This window comes from Rhizobium sp. PL01 (assembly GCF_033447125.1).
Lineage (GTDB): Bacteria > Pseudomonadota > Alphaproteobacteria > Rhizobiales > Rhizobiaceae > Pararhizobium.
The window spans coordinates 293789-309756 of record NZ_JAWQUM010000007.1; the positions used below are offsets into that span (position 1 = coordinate 293789).

Annotated in this window: 12 protein-coding genes and 1 pseudogene; 10 read left to right on the plus strand and 3 right to left on the minus strand. The window is 60.1% G+C overall.

Translation table 11 applies throughout. From position 1 onward, the window contains the following. The first annotated feature begins 470 nt into the window (after positions 1-470). From R6X40_RS18460 to R6X40_RS18490, 7 genes and pseudogenes are all read left to right on the plus strand, one after another. Positions 471-2324 carry an iron ABC transporter permease gene (locus R6X40_RS18460; RefSeq protein WP_318415249.1) on the plus strand — a complete coding sequence of 618 codons (1854 nt, stop codon included), beginning with the start codon at positions 471-473 and terminating at the stop codon, positions 2322-2324. Beyond that, the gene (locus tag R6X40_RS18465; protein WP_318415250.1) at positions 2324-3457 is read left to right on the plus strand and encodes an ABC transporter ATP-binding protein; all 1134 of its coding nucleotides are present in this window, start codon (positions 2324-2326) and stop codon (positions 3455-3457) included. Before R6X40_RS18460 ends, R6X40_RS18465 begins: the two co-directional genes overlap by 1 nt. Positions 3458-3500: 43 nt before the next feature. Beyond that, the gene (locus tag R6X40_RS18470; RefSeq protein ID WP_318415251.1) at positions 3501-4628 is read left to right on the plus strand and encodes an ABC transporter substrate-binding protein; all 1128 of its coding nucleotides are present in this window, start codon (positions 3501-3503) and stop codon (positions 4626-4628) included. A gap of 23 nt (positions 4629-4651) precedes the next feature. Continuing rightward, positions 4652-5791: an ABC transporter substrate-binding protein gene (locus tag R6X40_RS18475; protein ID WP_318415252.1), complete on the plus strand. Its 1140-nt coding sequence runs from the start codon at positions 4652-4654 to the stop codon at positions 5789-5791. Between the two features lie 90 nt (positions 5792-5881). After that, the gene (locus R6X40_RS18480) at positions 5882-6982 is read left to right on the plus strand and encodes an ABC transporter substrate-binding protein (protein ID WP_412178414.1); all 1101 of its coding nucleotides are present in this window, start codon (positions 5882-5884) and stop codon (positions 6980-6982) included. 65 nt (positions 6983-7047) lie between these two features. Continuing rightward, positions 7048-7959 (plus strand): inositol monophosphatase family protein, encoded by a 912-nt coding sequence (locus R6X40_RS18485; RefSeq protein ID WP_412178409.1) that lies wholly within the window; start codon positions 7048-7050, stop codon positions 7957-7959. Between the two features lie 76 nt (positions 7960-8035). Further along, positions 8036-8656 (plus strand): annotated as a pseudogene (locus R6X40_RS18490) (dual specificity protein phosphatase family protein); the annotation flags it as partial. Positions 8657-8836: 180 nt separating this feature from the next. Here the strand turns inward: R6X40_RS18490 and R6X40_RS18495 are convergent. The 3 genes from R6X40_RS18495 to R6X40_RS18505 are packed head-to-tail and all read right to left on the minus strand — an operon-like array spanning position 8837 to position 11900. Beyond that, on the minus strand, positions 8837-9832 hold the full coding sequence (locus R6X40_RS18495) for an ABC transporter substrate-binding protein (protein WP_318415255.1): 996 nt from the start codon (positions 9830-9832) through the stop codon (positions 8837-8839). Next, positions 9829-11220 carry a sensor histidine kinase gene (locus R6X40_RS18500; protein ID WP_318415256.1) on the minus strand — a complete coding sequence of 464 codons (1392 nt, stop codon included), beginning with the start codon at positions 11218-11220 and terminating at the stop codon, positions 9829-9831. Before R6X40_RS18500 ends, R6X40_RS18495 begins: the two co-directional genes overlap by 4 nt. Beyond that, positions 11220-11900 carry a response regulator transcription factor gene (locus R6X40_RS18505; protein ID WP_318415257.1) on the minus strand — a complete coding sequence of 227 codons (681 nt, stop codon included), beginning with the start codon at positions 11898-11900 and terminating at the stop codon, positions 11220-11222. The genes R6X40_RS18500 and R6X40_RS18505 overlap by 1 nt, the downstream gene beginning before the upstream one ends. A 99-nt stretch (positions 11901-11999) precedes the next feature. Between R6X40_RS18505 and phnD the strand changes: the two genes are divergently transcribed. The 3 genes from phnD to R6X40_RS18520 are packed head-to-tail and all read left to right on the plus strand — an operon-like array spanning position 12000 to position 15953. Then, positions 12000-12962, plus strand: coding sequence for a phosphate/phosphite/phosphonate ABC transporter substrate-binding protein (gene phnD / locus R6X40_RS18510; RefSeq protein WP_318415258.1), 963 nt, complete (start codon positions 12000-12002; stop codon positions 12960-12962). Between the two features lie 46 nt (positions 12963-13008). Further along, positions 13009-14853 (plus strand): iron ABC transporter permease, encoded by a 1845-nt coding sequence (locus tag R6X40_RS18515; RefSeq protein WP_318415259.1) that lies wholly within the window; start codon positions 13009-13011, stop codon positions 14851-14853. Further along, positions 14853-15953: an ABC transporter ATP-binding protein gene (locus tag R6X40_RS18520; protein ID WP_318415260.1), complete on the plus strand. Its 1101-nt coding sequence runs from the start codon at positions 14853-14855 to the stop codon at positions 15951-15953. Before R6X40_RS18515 ends, R6X40_RS18520 begins: the two co-directional genes overlap by 1 nt. Positions 15954-15968 lie beyond the last annotated feature (15 nt).

Below are 15968 nucleotides of genomic sequence, written 5' to 3' on the forward strand. Positions count from 1 at the left end.
AACCTAAAAGTTTGTGCCTATGCCCGGCGGGAGTGGCGAGAAATTTGCACGCCGCAGCCTCTGAAGGCGCACGCGCTCTCACATAATTTCAACGCAATTTGAAAGAAGCGGCACGCGTTCGCAGAGTACATCGAATATTGTGCGGTGCGCTCATAAATAATGACATTAAATCAATTAGATAAGTTAATGACCGCGTGTGCATTTTTTCGTTGACAAAATTGCCTCGTCAATAGATCATGCATTCTACGGTGATCCATAAAACGGAATTTTTATTCCATTTTCTGAAGACAACGGTGCCTCTGGGAGGAGCTGCATCATCACCGTTAAGCAGGCCGCGAGGTCTGATGCTGGAGGATTGAAACCATTGTCCGCGCCCGAGCGCGTCGTGCCAGCCTGCCGCAGGCTGGCGTCAGGCGTCCGAAGGTATCTGCCGGAGTGCAGGGGCAATGCTGTGGCTACGAGGAAATAGAATGGCACTTCTCAGTGAAACGACGAAAGTGGAGGGTCTGGTTCGAAAGCCGGTTACCGCGCCTTCGGCATGGCAGACCTGGCGATACCGCTCAAAGGTCGCGCTTCGGGAGCCGACGACGCTTGTCGGCATTCTGACGGCTCTGATCTTTACCTATCTGATCGTTGTTCCGATCATCTCGATCGTGCTCGACGCAGTGCGTGTACAATTCGGGCATGAGCGGCGTCTCGGCAAGGACGTCGGCGAACTCACGCTTTATTATCTCGATCGGGCCTTCTTCTCGCCGGTCGCGACCGACCTGTTCTGGCGTCCCCTCTTCAACACCCTTACCGTTGCGCTCGGGGCTATCTCGTTGTCGCTGGTCATCGGCACCGTGCTTGCCTGGCTGATCAGCCGTACCGACATGTTCGGCCGCCGCTGGTTTGCAACGGCTCTGATCGTGCCCTATATGCTGCCCGCCTGGACGTTTGCGCTTGCCTGGACAACATTGTTCAAGAACCGCACGATTGGCGGCCAGCCGGGCTGGTTCGAGGCCATGGGCGTGACGCCACCGGATTGGGTTGCCTATGGCCGCTTTCCGATCACGATCATTCTGGCACTTCACTACACGCCTTTCGTCATCCTGCTGTTCGGCTCGGCGCTTCGCCGCTTCGATTCGCAGCTGGAGGACTCGGCCCGAATCCTTGGCGCCCACCGTTACCAGGTCGCCGTGCAGGTGATCCTGCCGTTGATGCGCCCGGCGTTGATGTCCGCAATGGTGCTGATTTTCGCAAAGTGCCTGGGTGAATTCGGTGTTCCCTATGTGCTCGGCCTTCCGGTCAAGTTCGAGGTTCTCTCGACCTCGCTGTTCCGCAGCATTGCGTCCCGCCAGACCGGTGTTGCCGGGGTCGTGGCCGCATCGATCATGCTGATTGGCATCATCACGCTGATGATCGATGCACGGTTGGTGCGCGAAGCACGCCGCTTCGTCACCATTGGTTCAAAGGGATCGATGAACCGGCAGAACCGCCTTGGCAAGATGCGTCTTCCAGCCACCGGCTTTGCGGCGGCGATCTTCATCCTCTCAGTCGGAATGCCGTTGCTGACGCTTGCGCTTTCGACCGTCATGAAGATGCCGGCCAAATTTACGCTCGATAACTTCACCCTCGACTACTGGATCGGTACCGACCTTCATACGGTGGCATTGCAGACCGGTATCCTGCTTAGCCCCGAGCTTTGGGCTGCGGCCAAGAATACGCTGATGATCGTCGGGCTTGCATCGCTGGTGTCCGGTGTCCTCGGTTTGCTCGTCGGCTATGTCGTCATCCGCACGCCAGTCCGCGCCCTGTCGGTCTATCTGCGCCAGGTCACCTTCCTGCCCTATCTGGTTCCGGGGATTGCCTTTGCAGCCGCCTATCTTTCTTTGTTTGCGGTGCCGCGTGGCCCAATGCCGGCGCTTTACGGCACTGTGACAATCCTTGTTCTGGCTCTGATCGCCGACCAGATGCCTTACGCCTCGCGCGCCGGCATCTCGGCCATGACCCAGCTGGGAAAAGACCCGGAAGAGGCGGCCCAGATCGCCGGTGCCGGCTGGTTCCGCCGGATGATCTCGATCGTCATCCCGATCCAGAAGGGATCGCTGGTGACGGGCGTACTCCTGCCGTTCATCTCGGGCATCAAGGGGCTCAGCCTCTTCGTGATCCTGGCTGTGCCGAGCACCGACGTGCTGACCACCTATTCCCTGCGACTGGTCGACTACCACTACACGCAGGCCGCAAATGCCGTGGTGCTGATCATCGCCGCCATCGCCTATTTCGGCACGCTGGTGGCCCAGAAGCTGACCCGTACAAATCTTGCAGAAGGACTTGGAAGCTGATGCCTACCATCAACCTGCGCGGCGCGCAGAAAAACTACGGGGTAAACTCCGCCAATGCGGTCTCCGATCTCGACCTTGAAATCCTCGATGGCGAATTCATGTGCCTGCTTGGTCCCTCCGGCTGCGGCAAGACCACGACGCTGCGCATGATCGCCGGCCTCGAAAACCTGTCCGGCGGTGAAATCCGGGTCGGAGACAGGGTGATCGACTCCGTCGCGGACGGCATCTTCGTACCCCCGGAAAAGCGCGAGATGGGTCTCGTTTTCCAGAGCTATGCGCTCTGGCCACACCTGACGATCGAGCGCAACACCGATTTCGGCTTGCGGCTGCGCAAGCTGCCGAAGGCGGAACGCGAGGCTCGTGTCGAGCGCGTCATGCAGGCGCTTGATATCGCCAAATACCGCGACCGCTACCCGTCGCAGCTTTCGGGCGGCCAGCAGCAGCGCGTGGCGCTGGCTCGCATGCTCGCCGTCAATCCCGGCGTGCTTTTGCTCGATGAGCCGCTGTCCAATCTGGACGCCCGGCTGCGGCTCGAAATGCGCGCCGAGTTGAAGCGGTTGCACAAGGAATTCAAGACGACGATCGTCTTCGTCACCCACGACCAGTGGGAGGCCATGACCTTGGCAACCACGATTGCCGTCATGAACGAAGGCACGCTGCAGCAGATGGGCACGCCAAACGACATCTACGACCGCCCGGCCAACCGGTTCGTCGCGGAATTCGTCGGCAGCCCGCCAATCAATATCCTGACTTTCGGAAAACCGGGCGTCTCGGATATCGCCGACAAGGCGGAAGCCTATTTCGCAGCCCGCTATCCCCAGCTGCGCGGCATCGGCTCCATCGGCATGCGGCCGGAAGCCATGGGCTATACGGCCAGGCTGGAGGACGTGCCGCAGGGCAGCTTCTCCGGCGAAATGACGGTGACCGGCGTGCTGCCGACCGGGGGCAGCTGGATTCTCGAATTGAGGAGCGAGAACCACACGCTGTTCCTGACCACCCATGCCCTGCCGCGCGTCGATAGCGGAGATCGCGTCTTTTTCCATGTCCCGGCCGAGGCCCTGCATGCGTTCGATGCGGACGGTCAGCGGATAACCGAAGCCGACGCGTTGCTGAGGAACAGCACTTACAACTGAGACGACAAGTCAACGAACTGATGCTTGCTGAAGGAGGAGCAGTATGAAGCAGAACACGACAGGCGGCAGGAACACCCTGCTATGTGCAACGGCCATTTTGGTCTTGTTTGGCAGTGGGGCGAAGGCGCAGGAGCCTTTCGACCTCAAAGCGCTGATCGAAGCGGCCAAGCAGGAAGAGCCGATTACGGTCTATGACAGCACCGGCAAGATCGTCGAAATGGCGGAGAACTTTGCCAAGAAATACGGCGTCGGTGCGGAAGGTTCGAAGGTCAAGGCGTCGGCCCAGCTCGAAATGATCATTCGCGAGGCCCGCGCCAACAATATCCAGGGCGACGTCTCGATCATCAGTGATGCGCCAGCCGCCATGGCCCAGCTGATTCCGCAGGGATTTGCCGAAAGCTGGCTGCCCCCGGATCTCGCCAAGACCATCCCGGCCGAGTACCAGGACCCGCTGACGGTCGTCACCAGCGCCAACGTTTGGGCCTACAATACTGAACTGTTCGACAAGTGCCCCGTTTCCAATATCTGGGAGCTGACCGAGCCGAAGTGGAAGGGCAAGGTTGCCATGCAGGATCCGCTCGGCAAGGCATCCTATGTCGACTGGTTTAACCAGATGGCCAAGCATGGCGACGATAAGGTGGCTTCCGCCTACAAGGAACTCTACGGCAAGGATCTACAGGCGGGAGAGACGAGCGCAACCGCAGCCTGGGTCAAGGCACTCGCGGCCAATGGACCGCTGCTCACCGATGCCGATGCCGCTGCGGCAGAAGCTGTCGGCGTCCCCGGCCAGAAAGAAGCCTTCATGGGCCTGATCAGTTCGGCGAAGTTCCGAGACAATGCCGACAAGGGCATGAAACTCGGCCTTTGCAAGGACCTGAAGCCCTGGCTCGGCTGGCTCTATCCCGGCGTCGGCCTGATCACCAAGGGCACCAACAGCCCGAACGCTGCCAAGCTCTTCATCCACTATGTCATGACCGAAGAAGGCATCGCGCCGCAGGGGATCGACGGCAAGATGTCGACCAATACCGAGGTCAAGCCGCCGGCCGACGAGCCGTCGGGCATCGGCGCCGTTCTCGATCAGGTCCTGCCTTACAGCGTAGCGACCAGCCTCGACGACTGGGATGCGCGCGAGACCTGGCAGGACTTCTGGCGGCTGAATTATCAGAAATAACGGCGGAACACGGAGCAGATATCATGACCCAGACCAGACAGGCAAAGAAACGGAGGCGGCAGTTCGCCGTCTCCGCCCTGGCCCTTATCCTTGCAGCGGCGGTCGGCGGCGCTGTTCATGCCGAAGAGACCTTCAATCTCGATGCGCTTATCGAGGCGGCAAAGAAGGAGCCGCCGATCACTGTCTATGCCGTGACCGGCAAGATCGTCGATACGGCCGAGGCCTTCACCGCCAAATACGGCGTTCAGGCCAGCGGCAAGAAAGTCAACGAAGCAACGCAGGTCGAACTGATGATCCGCGAGCATCAGGCGGGCAACATCGTCGGCGATGTCAGCGTCGCAACCGATGTCGCCTCCGCGATGGGTGAGCTTCTGCCGGAGGGCATCGCCACCAGCTGGACGCCGCCTGACCTGGCAAGCGATATTCCGGAAAAACTGCGCAACCCGCTCGTCGTTGTTTCCGATCCGCATGTGTGGACCTACAACACCGAAAAATACGACAAGTGCCCGATCACCAACATCTGGCAGCTGACCGAACCGCAGTGGAAGGGCAAGCTCGCCATGCTCGACCTCTTCGACAAGCCGCTCTGCGCCGATTGGTTCAACCAGATCGAAACACATCACAATGCGGATGTCGCCAAGGCCTATGAAGACCTCTACGGCAAGAAGCTGGAGACCAGCGAAAAGAGCGCAACCGCAGCCTGGGTGAAAGCCTTTGCCCAAAACGAACCGTTGCTTTCGGACTCGAGCACTGTGGCGGAAGCCGCCGGTGCGCCGGGACAGGCTGAGCCTTTCTTCGTCATCACCTCGACGGCGAAATACCGCGACAACGAGGCCAAGGGTTTGAAGCTTGGTCTATGCTCGGGCGTCCAGCCGTTCTCGGGCTTCCTGTATCCCGGTTTTGGCCTCATCGCCGGCCAGACGAAGAGCCCCAATGCGGCAAAGCTATTCGTGCGTTACCTGATGACCGAAGACGGCATCGCGCCGCAGACAGCCGATGGCAAGATCTCCGGAAACACCAAGGTCGCCCTGCCGGCGAACGAACCGTCGGGCGTTGCCAAGCATCTCGATGAACTGATGGCCTTCGACGCGGCAACGGCCGCGGATGATCTCGACAAGCGTGAGAGCTGGCAGGATTTCTGGCGTGTGAACTACAAACAATAAACCCGGGCAGGCGAAGGGCCGCACGTCCGTGGCCTGCCTTCACCACTTTCCTTGGGAGGGGAAACGATGACGAAAAACAAATACCGGACGATGACTGCCATGACCGCCGTCCTGATGGCGGGTCTTTCAGCCATCCCGGCGGCGGCAGAAGACGCCTTCGATCTCGATGCGCTGGTTGCTGCCGCAAAGCAGGAAAAACCGATCAACATCTATGACAGCACCGGCAAGATCGTCGAGATGGCTGAAAATTTCAGTACCAAATACGGGCTGAAGGCGACGGGCATGAAGGTCTCGGCCAACAGCCAGCTGGAAATGATCATCCGCGAAAGCCAGGCCAGCAATGTGCAAGGGGATGTGGTGCTGATCACCGACGCACCGGCGGCCCTTGCCCAACTCCTGCCGGAGAAATTCGTCGAGAACTATCTTCCGGGCAACATGACCTCCAAAATTCCGGCGCAGTTCCAGAGTCCGCTGGCGATCTCCACCAATGCCAACGTCTGGGCCTACAACACCGAAGCAACCGACAAGTGCCCCGTAACCAACATCTGGGAACTGACGGAGCCGAAGTGGAAGGGCAAGGTCGCCATGGTCGACCCTCTGACCAAGGGCAACTACACCGATTGGTTCAACCAGCTGGAAACGCATGGTACCGACAAGGTGGCTGCTGCCTACAAGGCATATTTCGGTAAGGATCTCGAAACGAGCGAAAAGAGCGCGGCGGCTGCCTGGATCAAGGCGCTTGCCCAAAACGCCCCGCTGGCGACGGATGGTGACGACCCGGTTGCAGAAGCTGTCGGCGCGCCCGGACAGAAGGAACCCTTCTTCGGCCTCCTCAGCTCTGCCAAGTTCCGCGACAACGCGGACAAGGGCTACAAGCTCGGCATCTGCGCCGATCTCGATCCCTGGGTTGGCTGGAGCTACATCAAGCTCGGCCTGATCGCCTCCAAGACCCAAAGCCCGAACACTGCCAGGCTCTTCGTTCACTACATCCTGACAGAAGAAGGCATCGCGCCGCAGATGAAGGACGGCAAGCTGCCGACCAACACCGACATCAAGATGCCGGATGACGAACCATCGGGGCTGATGAAGGTCGCCGACAAGCTGTTCGACTATGATTCGTCTACCGGTCTCAACGACTTCGATCGCCGCGAAGAGTGGCAGGATTTCTGGCGCGTGAACTACACGAAATGACCCACTTGCCGGCGCGGCCTCCACCGCGCCGGCCTTTTTTACCGAACGAATGACTGGATATGCCGATGCCAAGCTCCTCCCCACCCGAACCGAAACCCGTCAACGAGGAGGTGCTTTCCCGCTCGACGCAGCTGATGGAAATCGCGAAATCGGCAGCACTTGCCGTGCGCGATCCGCTGCTTCAGGCCTTCCGCTCGGATATGGCCGTAGATTACAAGGTCGATCTCCACGACATCGTCACCATCCATGACAAACGTGCGGAAGCCACCATCCGAACGTTCATCCTTAAACATGAGCCCAACTCGGCGATCATGGGCGAGGAGGGCGGTCAGACTGGTAACGGTGAAATCCAATGGTATGTCGATCCGATCGACGGCACCGCAAACTTCGCCCGTGGCCTGGCCTTCTGGTGTGTTTCAATTGCCGCTGTCATCGAGGGCGAAGTCGTTGCCGGCGCCATCTATGATCCGGTCGCTGATCTGATGTTCGCAGCCGATCTCAAGGCTTCCTATCTGAACGGCGCGCCGCTGCACTCCCGCTCAACCGGGGAGGAGACCCGCGCTACCCTGATCACCGGCTATCCGGTCTCCCGCGATTTCCGGGTCGATGGGCGAGATGTTGCCCTTGCCAATCTGGGTGAACTGGTCGAGACGTTTTCTACAGTGCGACGTCCGGGAAGTGCGGCCCTTAGCGTCGCCCATGTCGCCGCTGGCTGGGCGGATGCCGCCGCAGGCTTTGGCGTCAATGCCTGGGATGTCGCCGCAGCCACGCTCATTCTCAAGAATGCAGGTGGCCGATATGAACCGCTGACGCTGGGCAAGGTGGCGGAAGGTTCTGCCGATTTCCTCTGCCCCGGCTATATCGCAACCGGGGAGGGGGCCAACTACCCAACACTTGCGCGCGTCGCGAACTCCATTTCCGAACGCCGCATAGCAAAGATCGCAGGACGGCGTAGCGACAGTGCGGCTCACGCCTGAGCCTATGCGGGGCTTTACCTGAATTGAAACCACGGAATGGCAGCCGCCAGTGGATCGGCGCCTGCGGAGAAACGACATGCAGAAATTGGAACAGGACCTCGCCCATCAACCGGAATCGCGCGAGCTGCCAAAACTCAGTCTCATTTATGAACAGCATCCGCTTTATGGCGTTGACCTGTTCATTTCAGGCAAGGAAGGCGCAAGCGACCTCAACCTTTTGCGCAGCAAGGGTATCACCACGGTCGTCAATTGTGCCGTCAACCTCGACTTCAATTTTGTCGAGCAGCCGCAGGTCGTCTCGGACCACGAAGGCAGCGTCTACGGGCCGGGCGAAATTCGCTATTTCAAGATCGGCCTGATCGACGGCGAGGGCAATCCCGAGACCCAGATGGTCGCCGCCCATTATATCTTGCGCGCCGCCCTTGAGCAGATCCTTCCGGAGAAACCCTCCTATCCGAGGCGTGAACGCGGCAGCGTACTGATCAACTGCCGCGGCGGCCGCTCCCGTTCTGTCGCCGTTGTCGCCCTGTTCCTTCACCTGACATTGCCGCAGGAATTCCCGACGCTCGACGACGCCATAGGGTTTGTTCGCATCAAGCGCGAGCTGCCGGAAAACGAATGGTATAAGGCGCCCAAACCCGTTCTCGCCGACGCCGCGCGCCGGGCGGCCGGTTGGATTGCCATGATTGACGGCGCGCAGCGAAAACCCTGTCGCGCTCACCGCTTGGTTGGGCGCGATAGTCTTGCCGCCGAGTGTCCTTCGTCACTCCGCCAGGAACAACGGCGAAGCCGTTTGGGAATTCCCGGTTTTTGATGGCGGGATTACCGAGGCATCATGGTTTCCCAACAGACTCTAGGATTGTGGCATGCAGCCCCATCAGTTGACGACCATCTGGAACCAGATGTCGAGGAACTTGCTGCGCTTGATCGTATCGCGGAATACGAGAAGCTCCGGGCCGAGTTCGATGCTCTGGAGATTTTCAAGGCCCGCGAAGCCTGCGGGATAATTGAAACCTGCCTCCAAGAGTGCCGGCTTGCTCTCCGGCGAAAGCAGGGTGTGGAGGACGACCCGCGCGTCGCGCAGGTTAGGCGCGCCCTCCGGCATGAATGCGACCCACGGAACGGCAAGTATGTAGTCCTGAGGCGCTATGATCTCCATGCCTTCCAGCATGTTTCCGCCGATGGGCAGCGCGGAGAGCGGCACATTGTACAAGACATCCAGTTCACCGGCCTGGAGTGCCTCCATCAGATCATCGGTCGTATCGTAGATCCGCGCGTTCGCCCCGCCAAAGGCACGCATCAGCCGCCAGTAAAGCGAGGTCCGTATTGAGTCCTGCGATGCCAGCAGATAGCTGACATCATCAATGCCGATATTGACGATGCCAATCCGGCGGGACAGTCTGCTGCTGTTCTGCTCCAGTGCGCGCACCAGTTCGATGCGGGTCCGGGGCATGCGGTCGGCAAACGCATTTCGGCGCAGAACGATGACAGCGGGATCCGACCAGAAGCCAAACACTTCATTGCGCCATTGTGCAGAGGCGACGGGTCCGCTCGCCTCATCGGGCGCGGCATACCCTTCGTTGGCGACGGAAACAGCAATGTCTGGCGACGAAAGGATGGCGATGTCGAACGGCGCATTGACGGACCGTTTGGCCGCCGCGGCAATCTGTGCGGAGGAGAGCCGTTGATAGGTGAGTTTCACCCCGGGTAGGCGCCCCACCAGCGCGGCCATCAACGGTGCCATCCGTTCTTCGGAGACGACACCCGCCAATCGTATCGTTCGTTCCTGCGCAAACGCCACAGCCGGATTAAACCAGCACACTAGCCAAAGGCAAAGTGCCGCATTTCGCAGCCAGACAGCTCGGGACCTCATGAGATCTCCCCATCTGCAACAACCGGCAAAGTGACCTCGACGATAAGCCCACCGCCTGCGCGATCGGCAATGGAGATTGCACCACCGAACGCCACGGCAATATCCCTGGCGATCGGAAGACCAAGACCCGTGCCCGGGTGCCGGTTATCCGCCCGAGCGAAGCGTTGAAATACCTTGCCCTTCGAATTGTCCGGTATTCCGGGACCTCTGTCCATCACCTGGAGCAAGGCCTTGTCTTGCCGTATGGCAAGGCGCACCCGTGTCGGGCCGGGGGCATGGATGAAAGCATTCTCGACGATATTGCGAACCATTTCCCGCAGGACGACGGGTTCCGCGATGATCGCGACAGGCATCTCCGGTATATCCAGGACCAGAGATTGGAGCCAGTTTGCATAGGCGCTCTCTGCTCTCAGCATCTGCAGGGCGTCGCTGACGGCCGTGCGGAAGTCGACGATTTCGCGCTCCTGTGTTTCCAGACGGTGCATCGTCGTCGCTTCGGACAGCAGCATGTTTGCCAGCAGCCCAGCCTCGCGGGCGTTGTGGTAGATGCGGGAAAGCCGCCGCTTCACCTGCGGGTCCTCCGCCTCGTCAAGCCCGACCTCCGCCTGGGCCTGAATAGCGGCCAGGGGAGTCCGCAATTGATGCGCGGCATCCGCGGTGACACGCTTGACCCCGTCGAGCACCGAGCCCAGCCGATCCATGAAGTCGTTGAGCGCGGAAACGAGGGCCGAGACTTCGACCGGCACTTCCTTTTCAATACGGCTGAGGTCGGATGGCCGCCGCGCCCGCAGATTGCTTTCAATCAGACGCAACGGCGAAAATGCCGAACGGACGGACACGAGAATAAGACCGCCCGACAGGAGCGCAATCGCGACAGCCGGCAGCATTCCCTTGAAAGTCAGTTCTCCGGCAAGCTCCTGGCGTGCTTCCCTGGTTTCCGCGACAACGACGCCGATCCAGCCGCCGGTTCCCGTCACCGTATCGGCACGGTAACGCTGCACGGAAGCGATCCGCACCGGGTCTTCCCTGTAGAAGGAATCGTAGAGATGCAAGGCTCGATCCTGCACAGCGGGTGTGTCGAGGCCCAGAATGGGTGAGCCTGTCACCAGGCTGCCATCGGGTGCGGTCACCTTGTAGAAAACGCGGTTGAGACGGGACGTTCCAAGAATGGCAAACGCCGAATAGGGGATATCGACCGTGACCTCGCCCTCTTCAATGCCAACAGTATCAGCAATGGCCAGCGCAGAGGCTGTCAGGACACGATCAAAGGCCTCATCAGCTGCGCGGCGGGCGTAGGCGCGAACCGTCACGGCAAGCACGGTTCCGATAATCAGAAAAAGACATGTGGTGCTGATGAGCAGCCGCCGTTCGATCGACCGGCGCGCCATCACCTCACCGCATTGAGTTTACCGCGCAGCATGTATCCGGCGCCGCGGTGCGTGATGATCTCGACATTGACGTCTTCCAGCTTCTTGCGGACACGCGAGACCAGCAATTCGACAGCATTTGGCGTTCCGACATCGTCATGGCCAAAGAGCTTTATGTAAAGCCTCTCCTTACTGACGGTATTGCCCGCATGCGTTGCGAGCGTCTCCAGAACCTCGAATTCGCGCCGTCCCAACTCAAGCGGCTTGCCATCCACGCGCGCTGCACGGGCAGACATATCCACCTCGAGCAAACCGACCCGGATAAGCGAATTGGCAAGCCCCTGATGCCGGCGTGTCACAGCCCTGAGCCTCGCCTCGAGTTCGCTGAGATCGAATGGCTTAACGATATAGTCGTCCGCGCCAAGATCGAGCAGGCTGATCTTGTCATCCAGCTGGTTACGCGCGGTGATGACGAGGACAGGCGTTGGCGAATTGCGCCGCCGCATATGTGCCATCACATCGAAACCGCTTCGACCGGGAAGGTTGATGTCGAGGACCACAACATCAAACGCGCCATGAATGGCCAATTCTTCGCCGGAGATGCCATCATGGGACAATGTCACATGATGTCCTGCCCGCGAGAGCTTTGCTTCGATCGCTTCGGCGATATCGATGGAATCTTCTATGACCAGAATACGCATGAGGCTGACAGGACTCTGACAGGAATTTCGGGATATCTCTCCTCCTATAGCAAGTGCTTTGCCGAACGCGAGACGGTAAAGCACTGAGGGAGGAGAAAAATGAAAAGCCACCGCACCCTTGCGGCATGCGCAATGCTGGTCATCCTGTTGTTGACCGGTAATACCGTTGCTCATGCAGAATCGTGTCGTCAGCGTGTAGGCCTGGACCAGGCCTATTGCGACGCCGATGGTGACCTTGTGGCAGATTTTCCCCTGGATCAGTCCAAATGGCGCAATCCCGATACACTCGTCTGGGGATTTACCCCGATCGAGGACCCGGCGGTCTACGCTCAACTCTTTCGACCATTCACCAAGCATCTTTCCGCCTGTCTGAACCGGCAGATCGTTTATTATCCCGTGCAATCGGTTTCGGCGGAGATCGGCGCGATGCGGGCCGGCCGGCTGCATTTTGCCGGCTTCTCCACCGGCCCGACAGTTGAGGCCGTCAACACCGCAGGCGCGGTGCCGTTCGCCACAAAAGGACAGAAGGGCGCGGTGCGCGGCTACCATCTTGTTGCGATCGTGCGCGCTGGCTCGCCCTATCACATGCTCGCAGACCTCAAGGGCAAGCGTGTCGCACATGTCTCGGCAGCGTCGAATTCCGGCAATCTCGCACCCCGGGCCTTGTTTCCGGTCAACGGACTTAAGCCAGATCTCGACTACCGACCCATCATGTCCGGCGCGCATGACAAGTCGGTCATGGGTGTCGTGTCGGGCGACTACGATATGGCCGCCGTCGCATCGGATGTCCTTGAGCGCCTGGTGGAGCGCGGTGCGATCGACCGGAAAGCCATACGGGTGCTCTATGAAAGCCCGCTGTTTCCGACATCGGCTTTCGCCTATGCCCATGATCTTCATCCAGACCTGGTGGAAAAACTGAAGGCCTGCTTCTTTGCCTTCCACTTTCCGCCAGAGATGACCGCCGCCTTCAACGGCGATGAGGAATTCCTGCCGGTCCGCTACGACACGGAATGGCAAACGGTTCGCGAGGTCATCGCCGCAGTCGGCGCCTTACCGGACTGAGACGTCTCAAAACACCTTTCCCTTTCGCATGACAACAAGTGAGCCCATGACCCTGCAAACCACTTTGCCGGAGGACCGTCCACGTCCTCAAACGGCCACAGCCTGGACAAGGCTCTCCTATTTCATACGCGTCAACAGCGCGGACCCGACACTGCTGCTCGCCCTCTCGCTGTTGGCCCTTTTTGCCTATCTGATCTTTGCGCCGATCGTCCTTTTGCTCAGCGACGCGATAACCGTGCATTTTGCCGATGTGGCGCGCAGCAAGCAGCCGCTCGGCGAGCTAACGATTTACTACTTGCGCCGTGTACTCTTCTCGCCAATCTCGCGGGATCTTTTCTGGTGGCCGCTTGCCAACACCGCGATCATATCCGCCGCAGCGATCATCATCGCATTCCTCGTCGGCGCGCCGATTGGCTGGCTGCTCAGCCGCACCGATCTCATCGGCAAGAGATGGTTTTCCACGGCGCTGCTGCTGCCCTACATGTTGCCGTCCTGGACGTTCGCCCTTGCGTGGCTGACACTGTTCAAGAACCGCACGACCGGCGGGCTTCCCAGCTGGATGGAGACTTTCGGTTTCACGCCGCCGGACTGGCTCGCCTATGGCGCCCTGCCAATCGCACTCATCCTTGCCTTGCACTATGCGCCGTTCGTTATCCTGTTGTTCGGCAACGCGCTGAAGCAGTTCGACACGCAGCTTGAGGATTCAGCACGCAGTCTCGGCGCGGGTCCCATCATCGTGGCGCGCAGGATCATCCTGCCGCTGATGATGCCCTCGCTGGTTTCGGCCGCGACACTGATCTTCGCCAAGTGCCTTGGGGATTTCGGCGTCGCCTATGTGCTTGGCGTCCCGGTCGGTTTCGACGTGCTTGCGACATCGCTGTTCCGCGCCATCTCGACCAGCCAGGCGGGTGCATCCGCCGTGCTTGCCGGTGTCATTGTCCTGATCGGTACCATATCCGGCATCATCGACATGCGTCTTCTGAAAGAGGCCAAGCGTTTCGTCACCATCGGCTCAAAAGGAGCCATGGTGCGCCAGACGCCGCTCGGCAAGTGGCAGGCTCCGGCGGTTCTTTGGGCGCTCGTCATGTTCGCCATTAGTGCCGGCATCCCGCTGATCGCCCTGGCGCTGACGACAGTGATGCGGGTCCCGGGCTCCTTCAACCTGGACAATTTCACACTCGATTACTGGATCGGCACGGATCTTGGCACCACTGCGCTGCGCCAGGGCATCCTGCTCACCGGCGAGTTCTGGATGGCGCTTTGGAACACCGTCTGGATGGTCGGACTTGCCGCCACCGGCGCTGGCGTTCTCGGCCTGCTTGTCGGCTATAGCGTCGTGCGGTCGCCCGTGCGCTTTGTCTCCGTAGGGCTGCGCCAGATCACCTTTCTGCCCTATCTGGTCCCCGGCATTGCCTTTGCGGCTGCCTATCTGTCGATGTTCGCCGTGGCGCGCCCGCCGCTGCCGGCACTCTATGGTACGCCGTTCATTCTGGTGCTTGCCATCCTGGCCGACCAGATGCCCTTCGCCTCCCGCGCCGGTATCTCATCGATGATGCAGCTGGGCCGGGAGCCGGAGGAGGCCGGCCAGATCGTCGGCGCCGGCTGGTTCCGCCGCATGCGATCCATCGTCCTGCCGATCCAGCGCGGCGCTCTGGTCTCGGCAATCCTGTTGCCCTTCATCTCCGGCATCAAAGGGCTCAGCCTGGTCGTCGTCCTTGCCGTTCCCGGCACAGACCTTCTCACCACCTACGCAATCCGCCTTGTCGATTATGGCTACAGCCAGGCTGCAAACGCAGTGGTCCTGATGCTCTGCGTCGTCGCCTTCACCGGCACGATGCTCGTCCAGAAAATCGGCAAGAGCAACCTCTCAGACGGGATCGGAAGCAAGTAATGTCCAGCATCACCTTGGAAAACATCGGTAAAAGCTACGGCCGCGGCATGCCCGCCGCGATCGGCAATCTCAGCATGGAAATCGGCAAGTCAGAGTTTCTCTGCCTGCTCGGCCCGTCCGGCTGCGGCAAGACGACGACCTTGCGCATGATCGCAGGTCTGGAGCATCCAACCGATGGACGCATTCTCGTGGACGGAAAACCGATCGTGTCGGTGGAGGAAGGCATCTTCACCGTGCCGGAAAAGCGGAACATGGGTCTGGTCTTCCAGAACTACGCCCTGTGGCCGCATATGACGATCCGCCAGAATGTCGAGTTCGGCCTCAAGCTGCGCAAGGTTGCCGCCGCAGAATGCGATGCGACGGTCGACCGGGTCATGACCAAGCTTGGCATTGCCAAATATGCCAGCCGCTACCCGGCCCAGCTTTCCGGCGGTCAGCAGCAGCGCGTCGCGCTGGCCCGCATGCTGGCGCTCAACCCGTCGATCATCCTGCTCGACGAGCCGCTCTCCAACCTCGATGCCAAACTCAGGCTGGAAATGCGAGCGGAACTAAAGCGTATCCACGCGGAAGCCGGCTCGACCATCGTCTTCGTCACCCATGACCAGTGGGAAGCCATGACACTTGCGACGACCATCGCCGTCATGAGCGAAGGTGAATTACAGCAGGTCGGCACGCCTGATGACATCTACGAGCGTCCCGCCAACCGTTTCGTCGCAGAGTTCGTCGGCAGCTTGCCCATCAACATTGTCGAGATGGATGCCACACCGCAGAGCCCGCTGCTCGTCTGGGTCCAGTCACTTCTCACGCATTTCGGCCTGGCGGGAGCCCCCATCGCCTCGGCCGGTATTCGGCCGGAGGCCGTGCGCATCGGCGCGCTTACCGACGGCGAAGCGGCACGATTGGCCGCTGGGCGCGGAACTATCGTCGACATCGTTCCGACGGGCGGCAGTTGGATTGTCGAACTCGACACGGACGGAAGCCGCTTTTTCGCCATCGCCACCGAGAACCCACGCCGGGCGGCGGGCGAAATTATCCATTTCTGGGTCGAGAGGCAGCATCTGCATCTTTTCGACCGGGAGAAGAAACGCGTCGCCGTTTGACCGGCACGCGAAACC